Annotated in this window: 18 protein-coding genes; 7 read left to right on the forward strand and 11 right to left on the reverse strand. The window is 71.3% G+C overall.

Features of this window, described 5'->3' with window-relative positions; genetic code table 11:
• The first annotated feature begins 75 nt into the window (after positions 1 to 75).
• Positions 76 to 618 carry a helix-turn-helix domain-containing protein gene (locus tag ACIBI9_RS17790; protein ID WP_397223175.1) on the forward strand — a complete coding sequence of 181 codons (543 nt, stop codon included), beginning with the start codon at positions 76 to 78 and terminating at the stop codon, positions 616 to 618.
• A 210-nt stretch (positions 619 to 828) separates the two neighbouring features.
• Here the strand turns inward: ACIBI9_RS17790 and ACIBI9_RS17795 are convergent, their stop codons facing one another.
• Complete coding sequence (locus ACIBI9_RS17795) at positions 829 to 1,296, reverse strand: hypothetical protein (protein ID WP_397223176.1); 468 nt, start codon at positions 1,294 to 1,296, stop codon at positions 829 to 831.
• 286 nt (positions 1,297 to 1,582) lie between these two features.
• On the opposite strand from ACIBI9_RS17795, the gene ACIBI9_RS17800 reads away from it, so the two are divergent.
• The 3 genes from ACIBI9_RS17800 (at position 1,583) to ACIBI9_RS17810 (ending at position 4,270) form a co-directional block, all read left to right on the forward strand.
• A complete protein-coding gene (locus tag ACIBI9_RS17800; RefSeq protein WP_394492336.1) occupies positions 1,583 to 1,756 on the forward strand; it encodes a hypothetical protein in 174 nt (57 codons plus the stop codon).
• A gap of 103 nt (positions 1,757 to 1,859) precedes the next feature.
• Positions 1,860 to 2,390, forward strand: coding sequence for a TlpA family protein disulfide reductase (locus ACIBI9_RS17805; RefSeq protein WP_397223177.1), 531 nt, complete (start codon positions 1,860 to 1,862; stop codon positions 2,388 to 2,390).
• On the forward strand, positions 2,387 to 4,270 hold the full coding sequence (locus ACIBI9_RS17810) for an ABC transporter ATP-binding protein (RefSeq protein ID WP_397223178.1): 1,884 nt from the start codon (positions 2,387 to 2,389) through the stop codon (positions 4,268 to 4,270). The genes ACIBI9_RS17805 and ACIBI9_RS17810 overlap by 4 nt, the downstream gene beginning before the upstream one ends.
• On the opposite strand, the gene ACIBI9_RS17815 is transcribed toward ACIBI9_RS17810, so the two are convergent.
• The 9 genes from ACIBI9_RS17815 to ACIBI9_RS17855 form a co-directional block, all read right to left on the reverse strand.
• Complete coding sequence (locus ACIBI9_RS17815) at positions 4,195 to 4,674, reverse strand: S26 family signal peptidase (protein ID WP_397223179.1); 480 nt, start codon at positions 4,672 to 4,674, stop codon at positions 4,195 to 4,197. The genes ACIBI9_RS17810 and ACIBI9_RS17815 overlap by 76 nt on opposite strands.
• A gap of 582 nt (positions 4,675 to 5,256) precedes the next feature.
• A complete protein-coding gene (locus tag ACIBI9_RS17820) occupies positions 5,257 to 6,003 on the reverse strand; it encodes a sulfite exporter TauE/SafE family protein (protein WP_397223180.1) in 747 nt (248 codons plus the stop codon).
• 66 nt (positions 6,004 to 6,069) lie between these two features.
• Positions 6,070 to 6,273 carry an alpha/beta fold hydrolase gene (locus ACIBI9_RS17825; RefSeq protein ID WP_397223181.1) on the reverse strand — a complete coding sequence of 68 codons (204 nt, stop codon included), beginning with the start codon at positions 6,271 to 6,273 and terminating at the stop codon, positions 6,070 to 6,072.
• Positions 6,270 to 6,830, reverse strand: a complete 561-nt coding sequence (locus ACIBI9_RS17830) for an alpha/beta fold hydrolase (RefSeq protein ID WP_397223182.1) — start codon at positions 6,828 to 6,830, stop codon at positions 6,270 to 6,272. The genes ACIBI9_RS17825 and ACIBI9_RS17830 overlap by 4 nt, the downstream gene beginning before the upstream one ends.
• A gap of 33 nt (positions 6,831 to 6,863) precedes the next feature.
• The gene (locus ACIBI9_RS17835) at positions 6,864 to 7,826 is read right to left on the reverse strand and encodes a branched-chain amino acid ABC transporter permease (protein ID WP_397223183.1); all 963 of its coding nucleotides are present in this window, start codon (positions 7,824 to 7,826) and stop codon (positions 6,864 to 6,866) included.
• A complete protein-coding gene (locus ACIBI9_RS17840) occupies positions 7,823 to 8,683 on the reverse strand; it encodes a branched-chain amino acid ABC transporter permease (protein ID WP_397223184.1) in 861 nt (286 codons plus the stop codon). Before ACIBI9_RS17840 ends, ACIBI9_RS17835 begins: the two co-directional genes overlap by 4 nt.
• The gene (locus ACIBI9_RS17845; protein WP_397223185.1) at positions 8,680 to 9,339 is read right to left on the reverse strand and encodes an ABC transporter ATP-binding protein; all 660 of its coding nucleotides are present in this window, start codon (positions 9,337 to 9,339) and stop codon (positions 8,680 to 8,682) included. The genes ACIBI9_RS17840 and ACIBI9_RS17845 overlap by 4 nt, the downstream gene beginning before the upstream one ends.
• The gene (locus tag ACIBI9_RS17850; RefSeq protein WP_397223186.1) at positions 9,336 to 10,091 is read right to left on the reverse strand and encodes an ABC transporter ATP-binding protein; all 756 of its coding nucleotides are present in this window, start codon (positions 10,089 to 10,091) and stop codon (positions 9,336 to 9,338) included. The genes ACIBI9_RS17845 and ACIBI9_RS17850 overlap by 4 nt, the downstream gene beginning before the upstream one ends.
• A 3-nt stretch (positions 10,092 to 10,094) precedes the next feature.
• Entirely contained in the window at positions 10,095 to 11,276 is a 1,182-nt protein-coding gene (locus tag ACIBI9_RS17855) for an ABC transporter substrate-binding protein (RefSeq protein ID WP_397223187.1), read from the reverse strand.
• Positions 11,277 to 11,383: 107 nt separating this feature from the next.
• Here ACIBI9_RS17855 and ACIBI9_RS17860 point away from each other — a divergent pair, with 107 nt between their 5' ends.
• Genes ACIBI9_RS17860 through ACIBI9_RS17870 form a run of 3 tightly spaced genes read left to right on the forward strand, consistent with a single transcriptional unit; the run spans position 11,384 to position 14,825 of the window.
• Positions 11,384 to 12,175 (forward strand): PaaX family transcriptional regulator C-terminal domain-containing protein, encoded by a 792-nt coding sequence (locus tag ACIBI9_RS17860; protein WP_397223189.1) that lies wholly within the window; start codon positions 11,384 to 11,386, stop codon positions 12,173 to 12,175.
• Between the two features lie 51 nt (positions 12,176 to 12,226).
• Positions 12,227 to 13,717, forward strand: a complete 1,491-nt coding sequence (locus ACIBI9_RS17865) for a long-chain fatty acid--CoA ligase (protein ID WP_397223190.1) — start codon at positions 12,227 to 12,229, stop codon at positions 13,715 to 13,717.
• A gap of 7 nt (positions 13,718 to 13,724) precedes the next feature.
• Positions 13,725 to 14,825: a 5-methyltetrahydropteroyltriglutamate--homocysteine S-methyltransferase gene (locus tag ACIBI9_RS17870; protein WP_397223192.1), complete on the forward strand. Its 1,101-nt coding sequence runs from the start codon at positions 13,725 to 13,727 to the stop codon at positions 14,823 to 14,825.
• A 66-nt stretch (positions 14,826 to 14,891) separates the two neighbouring features.
• Here the strand turns inward: ACIBI9_RS17870 and ACIBI9_RS17875 are convergent, their stop codons facing one another.
• Entirely contained in the window at positions 14,892 to 16,214 is a 1,323-nt protein-coding gene (locus ACIBI9_RS17875; RefSeq protein ID WP_397223194.1) for a glycoside hydrolase, read from the reverse strand.
• Between the last annotated feature and the right edge of the window lie 74 nt (positions 16,215 to 16,288).

Consider the following 16,288-nt stretch of genomic DNA (forward strand, 5'->3'; position numbering starts at 1 on the left):
TTCCGTTTACGGAACGAACCATAACCACGTGGCCACCGCGGGACAAGCCCGGCGGCGGAATGCAAGGATTGCCGGGTGGACGGCCGTGAGACGGATATAGGGAGCCGGCTGCGGCGATTGCGGGAGGCCCGCGGCATCTCCCTGTCGGCGCTGGCCCGCAGCGCAGGCATCGGCAAGGCCACCCTGTCCGGCCTGGAACTGGGCACCCGCAACCCGACGCTGGAGACGCTCTACGCGGTGGCAGGAGCCTTGGGCGTACCGTTGACGGCCCTGGTTCTGGAGCCCGGCGCACCGCCCGCAGAGGCCGTCCACGTGCCCGGCGCCGCCGTAACGGCCACACTGCTGGAGGTCTTCGAGGAGCCGACCGCGACGTTCGAGTTGCTGCGCATGCGCGTCCGCCCCGGCATCGTGCAACACTCGCCGCCCCACGCCCCCGGCGTGACCGAACACGTCACGGTCTACGCGGGCGTGCTGCGCGCCGGCCCGGCCGACGCCCCCCTGCTGGCTGCGCCGGGCGAGCACATCTCCTGGCAGGCCGACGTCCCACACATCTACAGCACTGTCGGCCCGAACGAAGCGCTGGCCACCCTGCTGATCCGCTCCCCCCGGCAGGCCTGAGCCACCGAATCCACGCCGCACGGCGGCCACCAAGGAACGCGCTCCGAAAGCCTGACAACCGGATTCACCGGATGGCCTCTCCCATGCCCGAGCCGGACCGGCCAGAGCACCACTTCCGATACGACCCCGGCCGAGAGCGAGGCCTACACGGCGACGACGCTGGCGACAGCACCTGTTGAGCGGCCAACGCGTGCTGCGGGGCTGATCCTGCTACGGATCAGAAGGTGCCCGGTTGGCGGTCGGCGCGTCTCGACTCCAGATCTGAGCGCCTCGGGGGAGGTCTTTGATGCCGCCGCCTTCCGGGATCATGCCCCAGAGGAAGGGGATCAGGTACTGAGGCGATTCGCCCAGGAGCGCGGCCAGTTCGTCATCGGTAACGGTGAGGGTGAATCCCGGGCCCGGTTGTCCCGCGTCCCATCCCTGTTCGACGGCCCGCCGGATGCATCCGGCGACCAGGACGGGACGGGCGGCGATCGTTCGCTCTCCTAGCCAGTTGTCCGGCCGGGCGCAGGGGAGTGACACCACGAGAACGCGTCCCGGCTTCTCGGCTCGCTCGACGGCGAAGCTGAGCGGCGACCAGGCCATGCCCTCGTCGTAGGTCGGCTTGTGGCGGACACGCCACCGGAAGACGATGCCGTCGACGGTGATGAGCCGGGAGCCCTTCTTCGGTATCGCCACAGCCGCCTCCAATCTCAGCGGGACGTCCGCAAGCGTAACCGCTGCTCGCCGACATGATCGAGCGGTTTTCGCGGGTGATCAGATCACGCGTCGAGAACATGCGGATCTTCGAGGACACCGACCAGATCCAGCGCCTCGTGATCAGCCGTCACCTTGTCATGTGGCCTCTGTCAAGATCTTGAACCGCCGAACGATGTTCCGCAGTGTCGGCCAATCTCTCTATTAACACGGTGCTCTTGCTGGGTGACGGTGAGCGCGTAAAGATCCCCCATGCAAGGAGGTCGCCATGATCCGCGCACTCAACAAGCTGGGAGACCGACTCCTCGACAAGTTCCTGCCGTCGGCGAACGCGTCGGCCGCGTGCTGGACCGACTGGTGCTGCCAGGGCAAGTTCTGCCGGACCTGCTGCTACCACGACGCCAGCAACACGACCAGCTGCGGCAGCTTCGACTACTGCTGACGCGCCCTACCGACAGCCCCAGGACAGTGCGGGCCGGCCTGGTGTCGGCCGGCACCGTCCTGGTGGTTTTCCGTGCTTCGCCGCCCACCCCTGAGGAGCTCGCATGCCGTATCTCGTCGCCGCCGTAGTCGTCGTCGGATTGCTGTGCCTGGTGGATCTGGTGCTGACCCTGGCGGTGATCCGCCGCCTGCGCGTGCACACGCTGCGGTTGGCCGAGCTGGCGCCGACGGGCGGGGCCCCGATGGTGCAGCCGGGAACGACGCTCGGCGATTTCAGCGCGACCGCCCTCGGCGGCGAGAGCGTGTCGCGGGCGTTCTTCTCGGGGCCCTCCGTGGTGGCGGTGTTCTCCACCGAATGCGCGTCCTGCCACGAGCGGCTGCCGGAGTTCACGTCCTACCTGGCCGACAACCGGCCCGAACGCGTGCTGGCCGTGGTCACGGGCGACCCCGACGAGGCCCGGCGGTTCACCGGGGAGCTGACCTCGGCCACCGTCGTGGTCGAGCCGATGGGCGGCCCGGTGAGCAGGGCGTTGCAGGTCTCCCGGTTCCCGAGCTTCTACCTGGTCGACGGTGACGCGGTGGTCGTCGCGGCCGACACCGCCCCGGGCAGGCTGCCGGCGGCCACGCGCCGATGACCTCTCCTGCCGGGTACGGCGGCGCCGCCCGGCGACGGCGGTTCCGGGCGGCAGCGGCGCCGGCCTGGCGGGCGCACCCCGCCGCCGTACTGGCCTCCGGGCTCACGGTGCTGCTCATGGGCCTGGTCCCGGTGGTCACCGCGTGGCTGACCAAGCTCGTACTCGACGGCCTGGCGGCCGGGGCGGGCCTTGCCGAGCTGCTCCCGTACGGCGTGGCTCTCGGCGTGACCGGCCTGGCGGGCGCGGCCCTGCCCTCGGTCGCGGAGTACGCCCAGGAGCAGCTGCGCCGCGCGCTCCAGGTGCTGATCCAGGACCGGCTGTTCCAGGCCGTCAACGCCCACCCGGGGCTGAGCCGATTCGAGAACCCGGCCTTCCACGACCGGGTACGGCTGGCGCAGGAGGCCGGCCAGAACGCGCCGCAGCGGATCGTCCGCTCCTCCCTGGGGATCGCCCAGGGAGCCGTCACCCTCGCCGGATTCACCGCGGCGCTGGCCGTGCTGGCTCCGGGGATGATCCTCGTCGTGGCGCTCTCCGCGATCCCCTCGGTCCGTGGCCAGCTCGACCTGTCCCGGCGCCGCGCCGGGATGATGTGGGGCGTCAGCTCGAGGAGCCGGCGGCAGATCTTCTTCGCCAGCCTGCTCACCAGCCCCGACGCGGCCAAGGAGATCCGGCTGTTCGGCCTGGGCGACTTCCTGCGCGCCAGGATGCTGGGCGAGCTGCGCGCGGTCAACGCCGCCGAGCAGGGGCTCGCCCGCAGGACGCTGCGTACCCAGGGGTCGCTGTCGCTGGTCGGGGCGGCCGTCGCCGCGCTCGGCCTGCTCTGGGCGATCAGCGGCGCCGCGTCGGGCACGCTGAGCGTCGGCGACGTCGCCGTGTTCGTCGCGGCCGTCGCCGGGGTGCAGTCCGCGCTCACGTCGATCGTCGGTCAGTCGGCCGACGCGCACAACGCGCTGCTGATGTTCGGGCACTACCTCGACGTCGTGGCCGACACGCCGGACCTGCCCGTCCCACGGCATCCCCGCCCCGTCCCCGCGCTGCGCGAGGGCATCGAGGTGCGCGACGTGTGGTTCCGGTACGACGACGCGCATCCGTGGGTGCTGCGCGGGGTCGACCTCTTCATCCCGCGCGGCGGCTCCCTCGCCCTGGTCGGCCTGAACGGCGTGGGCAAGAGCACCCTGGTCAAGCTGATCTGCCGGCTGTACGACCCGGTACGCGGGTCCATCCACTGGGACGGCGTCGACCTGCGGGAGATGGACCCCGCCGAGCTGCGCGGCCGCATCGGCGCGGTGTTCCAGGACTACATGTCGTACGACCTGACCGCCGCCGAGAACATCGGGCTCGGCGACGTCGCGGCGCTCGACGACCGGGACCGGGTCGAGGCCGCCGCCAGGCTGGCCGGGGTCCACGAGACGGTCTCCGGGCTCCCGCGGGGCTACGACACGCTGCTGAGCCGGATCTTCTTCGGTGACAGGGACGACCCCCAGGCCGGAGTGGTGCTGTCCGGCGGGCAGTGGCAGCGCCTCGCGCTGGCCCGCGCCCTGATGCGGGAGGGGCGGGACCTGCTCGTGCTCGACGAGCCGAGCTCCGGCCTGGACGCGCAGGCCGAGCACGCCATCCATCAGAGCCTGCGCCGACACCGCGCGGGGCGGACCAGCCTGCTGATCTCGCACCGGCTCGGCGCGGTGCGGGAGGCGGACGTGATCGTCGTACTGGCCGAGGGGCGGATCGCCGAGCGTGGCTCCCACGTGGAGCTGATGACGCTGGGAGGGGAGTACGCGAGGCTGTTCACCCTGCAGGCCCAGGGCTACGAGCCGGCGGATCCGGAGGAGGGGGCGAGCCTGCGCACGACGACGCCGAGCACGCGGTCGAAGGGCACGTAACCCCACGCCCGCGAGTCCTCGCTGACCGGCCCGTCACCGAGGACGACCAGCCGGCCCGCCGGGACCGTGTCGCCCGGCGCCGCCTCCACCCGAGCCATGACCTGCTCGGGCACCGGGTCACCCGGCACGGCCACCGCGCGCTTGATGAACCACATGGCCGCCCCCGGCTGCGGCAGCGGCCCCGTACGCCACTTTCCCCCGGGCAGCGCGGTCTGCAGCACCACGACCTGGCCGCGCCTGACGCCCGCCCCCGTGGTCCTGCGGACGAGCACCCGGTCGCCCGTGCGGTAGGTAGGCAGCATGCTCGCCCCGCTGATCCGGACGACGACGAACCGCCGCCGGGCGACGATCAGACCGGCGGCCAGGGCCGCGATCGGGGCCAGCAGGATCATGACGCGCCGCACGGCGCCCTCCAAAGTCGATCACCACCAGTGGACTGCCGACACTAACGCCCGATCTCCTCCTCCGACAGCTCCCTCGGGGCGGGAGCCCGGCGCACCCGTACGGCCAGCACGATCAGGACGAGGGGGGAGCCTGCACAGTGCCCACGGGAGCGTGACCGGATCGGCCGCCCCCTCCGAGGACCGCGCGCACCCGAGCACGGGCATCCAGTTCATCAGCATGTCCCTGAGCAGCGGAAGCAGCTCCCGCCTCCCCCGGACGGCCCGGCCGAGCGCCGGCAGCAGCGCCGCCGCGGCGAGGAAGGCGAGGGCGAGCAGCAGCAGGTCGCCGGAGTCCCAGGGCAGGACCCGCAGCGCGGCGCGGCGCCCATCGCCGGCGGCGCAGCACCACGACGGGCACGATCAGGAGGGCGGCGACGGCGGCACCGATGAGGACGTTGGCGGCCTTGGGCACGATGACGGCGGGAGCCAGCGGCACCAGGATCGCCGCGGTGCATAAGGCAGGCACGGAGATTTTCGACGACACCAGCGACGCATTTATCGCTCGCGATGCGATCATGTCAAGCCGCGCGTTCGCGGCCTGCTTCAGCGGACGAGCAGGTGGATGAGGGCGACCCCGCCTACGGCCACGATCAGGAAGCGTAGCGTCGCGGGGCTGAAGCGGCGGCCCACCTCGGCGCCGAGGCGGCCGCCGAGGGCGGAGCCGGTCGCGATGAGCGCGACGGCCGTCCAGTCGTAGTCCGCGACGAACAGGAAGAGCAGCGCGGCGGCGGCGTTGACCACGGCGACCAGGACGTTCTTGGCGGCGTTGAGCCGCTGGGGTGTCTCGTCGAGGAGCATGCCCATGATGGACATGTAGATGATCCCCTGGGCGGCGGCGAAGTAGCCGCCGTAGACGCCGGCGAGCAGCAGTCCGGCGAAGAGCCCGCGACCGGGCGTCTCACGGTGGCGGTGGCGCAGGAGCTTGCTGATGCGGGGCTGCAGGATGACCAGGACGAGGGCCAGGGCCACCAGGACGGGGACGATCCTCTCGAACGCCTCGGCCGGCAGGGTCAGCAGGAGCACGGCGCCGCAGAGGCCGCCGAGCAGGGCGGCGACGCTCAGTTTCAGGAGGCGCCGGAACTGGCCGTGGAGCTCTCGGCGGTACCCGATGGCTCCGCTGATGGAGCCGGGGATCAGGCCGAGCGCGTTGGTGACCGTGGCGGTGACGGGCGGGAGGCCGATGGCGAGCAGTACGGGGAAGGTGATGAGGGTTCCGGAGCCGACGACGGTGTTGAGGGCGCCGGCGCCGATGCTCGTCGCGAAGACGGCGAGCATCTCCCAGGGGGTCACGACGTTCCCGTGGGATGGGGGGAGGCGCTGCTCGTGGCTGGCGGGGTCGGCGTCATGCGGCCGACGTTAGGCGGGAAAAGCTTCGGTGCTCGCCAAAGTGTCGGTGCGGTGGGCGAGGGTGGCGATGTGGGAGGCGAGGTCGGGCCAGAGCGGCTTGGGCAGGTCGTGGCCCATGCCGTCGATGACCACCAGTTCGGCGCCCGGGATGGCGGCGGCGGTCGCGCGGCCGCCGCTCGGGTCGCACAGGGCGTCCTCGGCGCCGTGGATCACCAGCGTGGGGACGCCGACGGAGCGGAGCCGGGCCGTGCGGTCGCCCGAGGCGATGACCGCGGCGGCGCCGCGAACGCGGCCATCGTCTCGGGCCGGGCCTGGCCCACGGACGGGTCGCCCGTGGTGGACATCATCGACGTCAGCGACCGGACCCGGCCGGGGTGCTCGATCGCGAGAGTCTGGGCGATCATCCCGCCCATCGAGGCGCCGACGACATGGGCGCTGTCGAGGCCGAGCGCGTCGAGCAGGCCGACGATGTCGGCCGCCATGTCGGAGAGCGTGTACGAGGCCGAGGAGGCGTCGCCCGCGAGCGCCGCCTCCAGGTCGGGCTGCGGCGCGTCGTGCAGGTGCGTGGACAGGCCGGAGTCGCGGTTGTCGAACCGGATGACGTGCAGACCGCGGTCGACGAGTTCCGCGCAGAGGCCGTCCGGCCAGTTGATCAGCTGCCCGCCGAGGCCCATCACCAGCAGCACGGGCGGGGCCTCGGGGTCGCCGAGGCGCTCGTACGCGACCTCGATGCCCGACGGTCCGACGTTCAACGCCTTTTCAACGGTCACCGGTGAATCATTCCCCGGAAATGCCGGGAAGGATCAGCGGGGCGGGCGGTCCCGGGTGAGGCGGCCGGAGACGGCGGGGAGCAGGCCGCGGGGCAGGTAGAGCACGACCAGGATGAGGACGAGCGCGTACACGGCGTACGACAGCACGCTGGGCGCGTACGACGGCATCCCCGGCAGCGCGGCCAGGCTGTTCAGCCCCTGGACGAGCAGCGTGATCGCGGTGGCGCCGACCACGGCGCCCCAGATCGTGCCCAGCCCCCCGACCACGGCCATCACGATGTACTGGATCGAGATGAGCACGGGGAACGAGCCCGGCGCCACGTACCCCGTGTAGAAGCAGTAGATCCCGCCCGCGAGCCCCGCGAACGCCGCCGACAGCGCGAACACCACCAGCTTGTACCGCCCGACCGGGATCCCCGAGGACGCGGCGGCGGTCTCGCTGGTGGCCAGCGCGCGCAGGGCGCGGCCCGGCCGCGAGGTGATCACGTTCCGGGTCACCAGCATCACCAGCGCCAGCCCGATCCAGGTCATGTACGCGTACGCGGACGCGCCGCCCGCCTCGAACGAGCCGACCGAGAACTGCGGGATGGCCTGCAGCCCGATGTCGCCGCCGGTGACCTCCAGCTGTCCGGCCAGCGAGAGCAGGATGAGCTGCATGGCCAGCGTCGCGAACGCCAGATGGTGCCCGCGCAGCCGTAGCAGCGGCACGCCGATCACCAGCGCCGACGCGGCCGCCACCACGGGCGCGGCGACCAGCCCGGCCAGCGGTGGCACGCCGTGCAGCGTCAGCAGCGCGGCGGTGTAGGCGCCGACGGCGTAGAAGGCGCCCTGGCCCAGTGACACCTGCCCGGCGTACCCCATCAGCAGCGACACCCCGACGGTGACCATCGCGGCCAGCCCGAGCAAGATGTACACGGCCAGCGCGCTGTCGTCGAGCACCGCGGGCAGCGCCAGCGTCACGGCCGCGACCAGCAGCCCGGCCACCAGGCGGATCATGTCGGCTCCTGCGAGATGGCCGAGCGCCGGCTCGCCTGTACGATCATGACGACGATCATGAGACCGAGCGCCACCTCCAGCTGGTGCGATCCGTAGCCGTACCCGGCGGCCATGGTCTCGGCCACGCCCAGCAGCAGCGCTCCGGCCAGCGTGATCACAGGCCGGGTGAGCGCGCCGAAGACGGCCGCGGCGAAGGCGTTCACGATGAGCGTGACGTCGGTGTCGAACGAGATCGGCCGCAGCGGCGTCACCAGCACCCCGGCGATCCCGCCGAGCAGCCCGCCCAGCGCGAACGCCAGCAGCCCCATCAGCCGCGTGTCGATCCCGACCACGCGGGCGGCGTACGGGTTGGAGGCACATGCCGTCAGCGCCTTGCCCAGGTAGGTGCGCCCGAAGAAGAGCGCCAGCAGGGCGAACGCGGCCGCCGTCACGCCGATGACCAGCAGGTGCTGCGTCTGGATGCGCGCGCCCGCCAGCGTCACCGAGCCCGCCAGGCCGGGCGCCGAACGCGGCTGGTCGCCCCAGAGGACGATCTCGACGGCGTACGCGAGCACGCCCACGCCGAGCGTCACGATCAGGGACGACAGCGGCGTGGTGTCCCGCCGGCCGATGGCGGCCAGGCCGGTCAGCAGCCCCGCGAGCGCCGCGGCCAGGACGGCGGCCAGCTCGCTCAGCCCGTGCGGGAACCCCAGTCCGAGCAGCGACGACGTGCACAGCCCGGCCACGACCGCGAACGTGCCCTGCGCGAAGTTCACCACGCCCGTGACCCGGTGGATCACGACCAGGCCGCTGGCGATGAGCGCGATCGCGCACCCGACCGCGAGCCCGTTCAGCAGGTACGTGAGGAAGGCGCTCATGTGATCGCCCCGCCCAGGTACGCGCTGGCCACCCGGGGGTCGCCGGCCAGCTCCGCGCACTCGCCCTCGGTCACCACCCGCCCGGACTCCAGCACGTACGCGCGCCGGCACAGGTCGAACGCCAGCCGCGCGTTCTGCTCGATGAGCAGCACAGTCAGCCCCTGCTCCCGGTTCAGCTCGGCGAGGTGCTCGGCCAGGTCGGCGGTCACGTTCGGGGCCAGGCCCAGGGAGAGCTCGTCGACCACGAGCGCCTCGGGCCGCGACATCAGGGCCCGCCCGAACGCCACCATCTGCTGCTCGCCCCCCGACAGCACCCCGGCCCGCCGCCCGGCCAGCTCCGCCAGCCGGGGCAGCAGCTCGTACACGGACGAGGGGTCCCGCAGGCCAGACCTCCACCCGCCCAGCGCCAGGTTGTCGGCGACCGACAGGTCGGGGAAGAGCTGGCGGCCCTCCGGGATGAGCGCCAGCCTGCCCCCGATCCCCACCGCGCCCGAGGCGGGCCGCAGCAGCCCGGCGAGCGTGTTGGCCAGCGTGGACTTGCCCGCGCCGTTCGGGCCGAGCAGGGCGACCATCTCGCCCCGCCCCACCGTGAGCGTGACGTGGTCCAGCGCGGTCGCGGTGCCGTACGAGACGACCAGGTCCTTGACGTCGATCATGCGCTCTGCCCGAGGTAGGCGGCGAGCACCAGCGGATCGGCCCGCACCTCGGCGGGCGAGCCGTCGGCGATGACCCGGCCCAGGTCGAGCACCACCACGCGGTCGGCCAGCCGGGTCACGAACGCGACGTCGTGCTCCACGAGCAGGATCGTCAGCCCGTCCGCGCGCAGCTCCTCCACCAGCGCCGCGAGCCGCTCGCGCTCCTGGCCGCGCAGCCCCGAGGCGGGCTCGTCGAGCAGCAGCAGCCGGGGCCGCGCGCACAGGGCGCGGGCGAGCTGGAGCGCCCGCTGCTGCCCGATGGGCAGCAGGTCGGCGGGCCGGTCCGCCCACTCGGCCAGCCCCACGCGGCTCAGCACGGCATCCGCCTCGGCGGTGATCTCGCGCTCGTCGCGCCGGTGCCGCGGCAGCCGCAGCGCCGCCGACACGAACCCCGCACCGGTACGGCCGTGCATCCCGACCATGACGTTCTCCCTGACCGTCATGCCGCGGAACACCCTGGCCGCCTGGAACACGATCGACATGCCGAGCCTGGCCCGCCGGTGCGGCGCGAGCCGGTCCACCCGGTGCCCGCGGAACGAGATCTGGCCGTGGTCGGCCGTCAGATGCCCGGTGATGAGGTTGAACAGCGTGGACTTGCCCGCCCCGTTCGGCCCGATGACGCCGCAGACTTCGCCGTCCGCGACGGTCAGGGACACGTCGCGGACGGCGTAGACGCCCCCGAAGGAGCGGGAGAGCCCGGTGACCGTCAGCACCCGCTACCCCGCGCTGACCGTCTTGGTGAGCTGCTCCTTGGCCCAGGTGGTGGGAACGAACTTCCCGTTCTGCACCGTGTTGACCGAGATGAACTCGGGGGAGAGCCCGGAGTGGTCGGTGGGGGAGTAGCGGAAGCGGCCGTTGGGCGTGACCAGGTCCATGGTCTCCAGGGCCTGCTGCACCTTGGCCTTGTCGGTGCTGTTCGCCTTCCTGATCGCCTCGAAGAGCAGCAGGCTCGCGCTGTAGCCGTCCTGCGCGAACTGCGGCGGCGGATAGCCGTGTTTCTGCTGGTACGGCTTGGCCATCTGCTCGATGATCTGCTTCTGCTTGCCGTCGGGCAGATATTCGCCGACGACGCCGATGGCGCTCTGCACGGTCATGCCCTCGGCCGCGCTGCCCATCGGCTCCAGCCACAGCTTGCTGGCCTGCGACGCGGTCAGGAACAGCGGCGTCTTGAGCCCCGAGGCCACGTACTGCTTGGCCGCCGTCACGCCGGGCGCGCCCGAGCCCCAGAACACCAGCGCCTCGGCGGCGGAGTCGCGCACGTGGGTGAAGAGCGGGCTGAAGTCGGAGGTGGTCGTCTCGTACGGCTCGTCCACGGCGACCTTCACGCCGTACTTGGACGCGAGGGCGATCATCGACTTGTGGCCGGAGACCGAATAGGCGCTCTTGGAGTCCCAGGCCACGGCGATCGTCTTGATGCCCTTGGCCTGGATGTACTGCAGGTAGCGCTCGGCGTACATGCTGGACAGGGCGGGGGTGACGAAGATGTACGACTTGATCGGCTCGACCTGCTCCTGGGCGGGGGCCAGCGACAGGTACGGCATCTTGTCGCGCTGCGCGAGCGGCTCGACCGCCAGCGCCGAGTTGGAGAACACCGGGCCGATCAGTACGTCGATGTCGCCCTTGATCTGGTTGTAGGCCACGATGCCCTGGTCGGGGGCGGTCTTGTCGTCGCGTGTGACCAGCTCCACCTTGCGGCCGAGCAGCCCGCCCTGGGCGTTGACCTGCTCGACGGCCAGCTCGACGGCCTTCTTGTCCTCGCTGCCCAGCGGGGTGTAGTTGCCGGTGAGGGAGACGATGAGGCCGACCTTGATCGGGTCTTGAGCACCGCCGCCGGCATCACCGCCGCAGGCGGTCGCGGCTAACGCGAGACAAACCAGAGACGGGAGCAGCCTGCGCATTCAGGACCCTCCAAGCTGGGATGTGGCCCTGAATGTAGGCAGTTATATTACTGCTGTCAATAGATTGCCCAATATCCCCTGGAAGGGCTTAGATGCGGCCTCAGTCGGTGATTCTGACGTTCCTCGGTGATCACGTGTACGGCCGCGGGATCTGCGTGTCCTCGGGCAGCTTCATCGAGGCGTTCGCCAAGGTCGGGATCTCGGAGGAGGCGACGCGTTCGACGCTGACCCGGATGGTCGGCCGCGGCCTGCTGCGCCGCCAGCGTTCGGGCCGCCGCATGTACTTCGGCCTCACCCCGACGAGCGCCGAGGTGCTCAAGGACGGCGAGCGGCGCATCTGGCACAGCGGCGTCGTCAACGACGCGGACGAGGACCGCTGGACCCTGATCGGCTTCTCGCTGCCCGAGTCCTGGCAGCGGGAGCGGCACGAACTGCGCTCGCGGCTGGTCTGGGCCGGGTTCGGGCCGCTGCAGAACGGCCTGTGGATCGCCCCCGGTGACGTGGACGCCGCGCACGTGATCGAGGACCTCGGCGCGAACGTGAAGGTCTTCTCCGCCGAACCCCGCCACCCCACCGACATGCAGGCGCTGGTCGGGGACGCCTACGACCTGTCGGGCCTGGGCGAGCGCTACCGGGAGTTCCTGCGCAGCTGGGACCGGGCCGACCCGGCGGCGGACGCGCCCGACGACCTGGCGCGCTCGCTGACGCTGCTGACCGGCTGGCTGCAGATCATCAGGGCCGATCCGCGCCTGCCGCTGCGCTACCTGCCGCACGACTGGCCGGCGGAGAAGGCCCAGCGGGTCTGCCACACGCTGCACGAGCGGTTCAGGCCGGAGGCGGAGCGGATCGTGGAGCGGCTCCTCGACGTTGTGCCGGACGAAACTTGGGCAGAACGGTGACAGCCATCGCCTAGTGGCCTAACTTGAGGGCTTGAGCGTCAAGGAGCGCCGATGCGGAATCAGGGGATTGGCTCGTGGCCCGCACGCCGGGCCCGCATGACGCCCGAACGGGTGGCGGTGACGTACCGGGGACAGGACCGCACGTACCGTGAGCTGAGCGAACGGACGTACCGGCTGGCCTCGGCGCTCGGCGTGGGGCGCGGCGAGCGGGTCGCCTTCCTCGGGGTCAACCAGCCCGCGATGGTGGAGACGTTCTTCGCGGCGGGGCTGGTGGGGGCCGTGTTCGTGCCGCTCAACGCCCGGCTGGCCCGGCCCGAGCTGCGGTTCATCCTGGAGGACGCGCAGGCGTCGGTCCTCGTGCTGGGCGAGGAGCAGGACGGCGAGGGGCTGCCGGGGCGGCACGTCAGGGCCGCCGAATATGAGGCGCTGCTCGCCTCCGGCTCGCCCGAGCCCATCGACGAGCCGGTGCGCCAGGACGACGTGTGCCTGATCATGTACACGTCCGGGACGACCGGCCGCCCCAAGGGGGCCATGCTCACCCACGCCAACCTGACCTGGAACACCTTCAACCTGCTGGTGGACGTGCCGCTCGCGCACGACGAGGTCACGCTGGTCAGCGCGCCGCTGTTCCACATCGCGGCGCTGGCCCAGACGCTGGTGCCGACCGTGCTCAAGGGCGGCCGGGTCATCCTGGAGCCCTCCTTCGACGTGGACCGGACGTTCGACCTGATCGAGGCGGAGCGGGTGACGGTGATGTTCGGCGTGCCGTCGATGTTCGGCTTCCTCACGCGGTCGCCACGCTGGGCGGGGGCCGACCTGTCGAGCCTGCGGCACCTGCTGTGCGGGGGCGCGCCGGTGCCCGAGCCGCTGATCCGGATTTATCAGGATCGGGGGCTGACGTTCCTGCAGGGGTACGGCATGACCGAGACGGCGCCCGGCGCCCTCTTCCTCGGGCCCGAGCACTCGATCGCCAAGGCGGGCTCGGCCGGGGTGTCGTGCTTCTTCTCCGACGTACGGCTGGTAGCGCCCGACGGCTCCCCGGCGGGTCCCGGAGAGCCGGGCGAGGTGTACGTACAGGGGCCCAACGTCATGGCCGGCTACTGGCGGCGACCGGAGGAGACCGCGAAGGTGCTGTCGGCGGACGGCTGGTTCCGCTCGGGCGACGTCGGCGTCGCCGACGAGGACGGCTACGTGCGCATCTCCGACCGCCTCAAGGACGTGATCATCTCCGGTGGCGAGAACGTCTATCCCGCCGAGGTGGAGAGCGTCCTGTTCGGGCACGAGGCGGTCGCCGAGTGCGCGGTGATCGGCGTGCCGGACGAGAAGTGGGGCGAGGTGGGCAAGGCGCTGGTCGTGCCGGCCCCGGGCGCCGCGATCGAGCCCGATGAGCTGCTGGCGTACCTGGACGGCCGCCTGGCCCGCTTCAAAATCCCGAAATATCTGGAATTCGTCCCCGAATTGCCGAAGAACGCGGCGGGCAAGCTGCTCAAAGCCCACCTCAGAAAGCTCTACGGGCACAACCTTGACGACCAGAGGAGATGATCTGCGAATGCGCACCTCGCCGCCGTTCCGCGCGGACCACGTCGGCAGCCTGCTCCGCCCGCCCGCGCTGCTCCGCGCCCGCGAGACCCTCACGGGCGACGCGCTGCGGGAGGCCGAGGACGAGGCCATCAGGGAGGTGGTACGCCGCCAGGAGGAGATCGGGCTGCAGAGCGCCACCGACGGCGAGTTCCGGCGGGCCTCGTGGCACATGGACTTCATCTACCGGCTCGGCGGCATCGGCCAGGCCACCGACGAGCACATCACGGTGCGCTTCCACAACGAGCAGGGGGACATCGAGTTCACCCCGGCGGCGCTGCGCGTGCACGAGCGGATCCGGCTGAACGAGCCGATCTTCGCCGACGACTTCACGTTCCTGCGCGACACCGTCACCACGGTGGTGCCCAAGCTGACCATCCCCTCGCCGAGCATGGTCCACTACCGGGGCGGGCCGGCGGCCATCGACCCGGCGGTCTACCCGGACGTGGAGGAGTTCTGGCGGGACCTGAGCGCGGCCTACGCCGAGCAGGTGCGCAGGATCGGCGCGCTGGGGTGCACGTACCTGCAGTTCGACGACACGAGCCTGGCCTACCTGAACGACCCGGCCCAGCGGGCGGAGCTGAGCTCGCGCGGGGACGACGCCGAGCACATGCATCTGCGCTACATCAAGCAGATCAACGCCGCCCTGGCCGCCAAGCCCGCCGGGATGACGATCACCACCCACATGTGCCGGGGGAACTTCCGCTCCTCCTGGGCCGCCTCCGGCGGCTACGACTTCGTGGCGGAGGCGCTGTTCGGCGAGCTGAAGGTGGACGGGTTCTTCCTGGAGTTCGACGACGAGCGGTCCGGCGGCTTCGAGCCACTGCGCTTCGTGCCGCCGGGGAAGATGGTGGTGCTGGGGCTGGTCACGACCAAGCGGGGCGAGCTGGAGTCGAAGGACACGCTCAAGCGGCGGATCGACGAGGCCGCCAAGTTCGTCGACCTCGACCAGATCTGCCTGTCGCCGCAGTGCGGGTTCTCGTCGACGGTCGAGGGTAACCAGCTCACGGCCGACGAGCAGTTCGCCAAGCTCCGCCTGATCGTCGAGACGGCCCAGGAGGTCTGGGGCTAGCCCCCATCCAGCCGCCGCGCGTGACGAGAGCCCGGGCCGGCACCTGCCCGGGCTCTCGCGGCCTCGTTATCGGATGACGAGCGTGGTGAGCGCCCGCGGCTGCAGCGTCACCGTGCGGCCCGTCACCGCGGACGGGGTGAGCGAGTTGGCGCCGTCCGTGAGGTACGCGGTCGCCCGGCCGCGCACGCCCTGCCACGTGACCGGTGCGGTGCCCGTGTTGAGCACCTCGACGACGCGCGAGCCGTCCGGGTTGCGGAACGCGGAGACCTTCAGCGCCGGGTCCGCCGCCGCCGTGTCCAGCCTGACCGCGCCCGGCCGGATGAACCTGCTGTACGCCGCCAGCGCCCACAGCCGCTTGGAGACCCGATACGTCTTCGCCGTGTCGTCGAGCTGCAGCAGCGCCCGGGTCGTGCCGCGCGAACCGCCCAGCCAGTAGACGTAGCCGCTGACGTTGCCCAGCGTGAGCGCGTCGTGGACGGCCTGCGCGATCGCGAAGCCGTCGTAGCCGCTGCCGTCGTCCCAGTTCTCGTTCCAGGTGCTGCCGTTCGGGTTCCACTCCGACATCCAGGTCTTCCTGGTCGTCGGCAGCGGGGCGTCCACGGGGCTGGCGTAGGTGTGCCCGGTGTGGGTCTTCACCCAGCGGCGGGCCTCGGGGTCGGCCTCGATCGCGGCCGTGTACGCCTTGGCCTGGTTCCAGCCGAACGAGTCGCAGCAGACCACGCGCGTGCCCTTGGCCACCGGGCCCAGCACCTTGGCGAACTGGGCGGCCTGCTCAGGGGTGAAGCGCATGGACGCGTACGAGGCCGTCCAGTCGGGCTCGTTCGTGAACCCCAGGTCGGTGATCTTGATGCCTTCCTTGGCGTAGAACTTCGTGTACGCCACCAGATAGTTCGCGTACGCCTGCTGCCACTCCGGCTTCAGCGTGCCGCCGCCCTTGTCGTCGCCGTTGTCCTTCATGTAGCCGGGCGCGCTCCAGGCGTCGGCGAAGAACCGCTTCACGCCGTACGCCTGGGCCGCCTTGGCCACCCACACCTGGCTGTTGTCGTCGCCGTCCCACACGTACTTGGGCGGCGCGTCCGGGCCGCCGGGGTCCTCGGGCTGGATCGACACCATGTGGTCGTACGGGCTCCCGGCGGGGGAGGAGCCGATGCCGAGCCGCAGGATGCTCAGCCCGGCGCCCTTCTCGCGGTCGAACCACAGGTCCAGGACCTCGCGCTGCTGCGACTCCGGCAGCGCCTTGAGCAGCTCGTTGCGCCGGAACGCCTGGGAGATGCCGAAGCCGTCGATCTCCTGGTGCCTGACGTGCTCGTTCACGGTGATGGCGGGGGGCTGGGAGGGATTCACCGCAGGGAGGCCGAGCAAGGCGACCGCGACGACTCCACGAAACATGACGCCTCCGAAAGTTTCGGATTTATATCGATATGTTTCATCGATATCGCCGGAACCGTAAGCGCTCCAGAGGC

Source organism: Nonomuraea sp. NPDC050451 (assembly GCF_044458585.1).

Coding starts and splice junctions, on each gene's coding strand:
- ACIBI9_RS17805 (WP_397223177.1), top strand. CDS start 1,860: ATGCCGTATCTCGTCGCCGCCGTAGTCGTCGTCGGATTGCTGTGCCTG.
- ACIBI9_RS17800 (WP_394492336.1), top strand. CDS start 1,583: ATGATCCGCGCACTCAACAAGCTGGGAGACCGACTCCTCGACAAGTTC.
- ACIBI9_RS17845 (WP_397223185.1), bottom strand. CDS start 9,339: ATGATCGACGTCAAGGACCTGGTCGTCTCGTACGGCACCGCGACCGCG.
- ACIBI9_RS17835 (WP_397223183.1), bottom strand. CDS start 7,826: ATGATCCGCCTGGTGGCCGGGCTGCTGGTCGCGGCCGTGACGCTGGCG.
- ACIBI9_RS17865 (WP_397223190.1), top strand. CDS start 12,227: ATGCGGAATCAGGGGATTGGCTCGTGGCCCGCACGCCGGGCCCGCATG.
- ACIBI9_RS17875 (WP_397223194.1), bottom strand. CDS start 16,214: ATGTTTCGTGGAGTCGTCGCGGTCGCCTTGCTCGGCCTCCCTGCGGTG.
- ACIBI9_RS17810 (WP_397223178.1), top strand. CDS start 2,387: ATGACCTCTCCTGCCGGGTACGGCGGCGCCGCCCGGCGACGGCGGTTC.
- ACIBI9_RS17855 (WP_397223187.1), bottom strand. CDS start 11,276: ATGCGCAGGCTGCTCCCGTCTCTGGTTTGTCTCGCGTTAGCCGCGACC.
- ACIBI9_RS17840 (WP_397223184.1), bottom strand. CDS start 8,683: ATGAGCGCCTTCCTCACGTACCTGCTGAACGGGCTCGCGGTCGGGTGC.
- ACIBI9_RS17870 (WP_397223192.1), top strand. CDS start 13,725: ATGCGCACCTCGCCGCCGTTCCGCGCGGACCACGTCGGCAGCCTGCTC.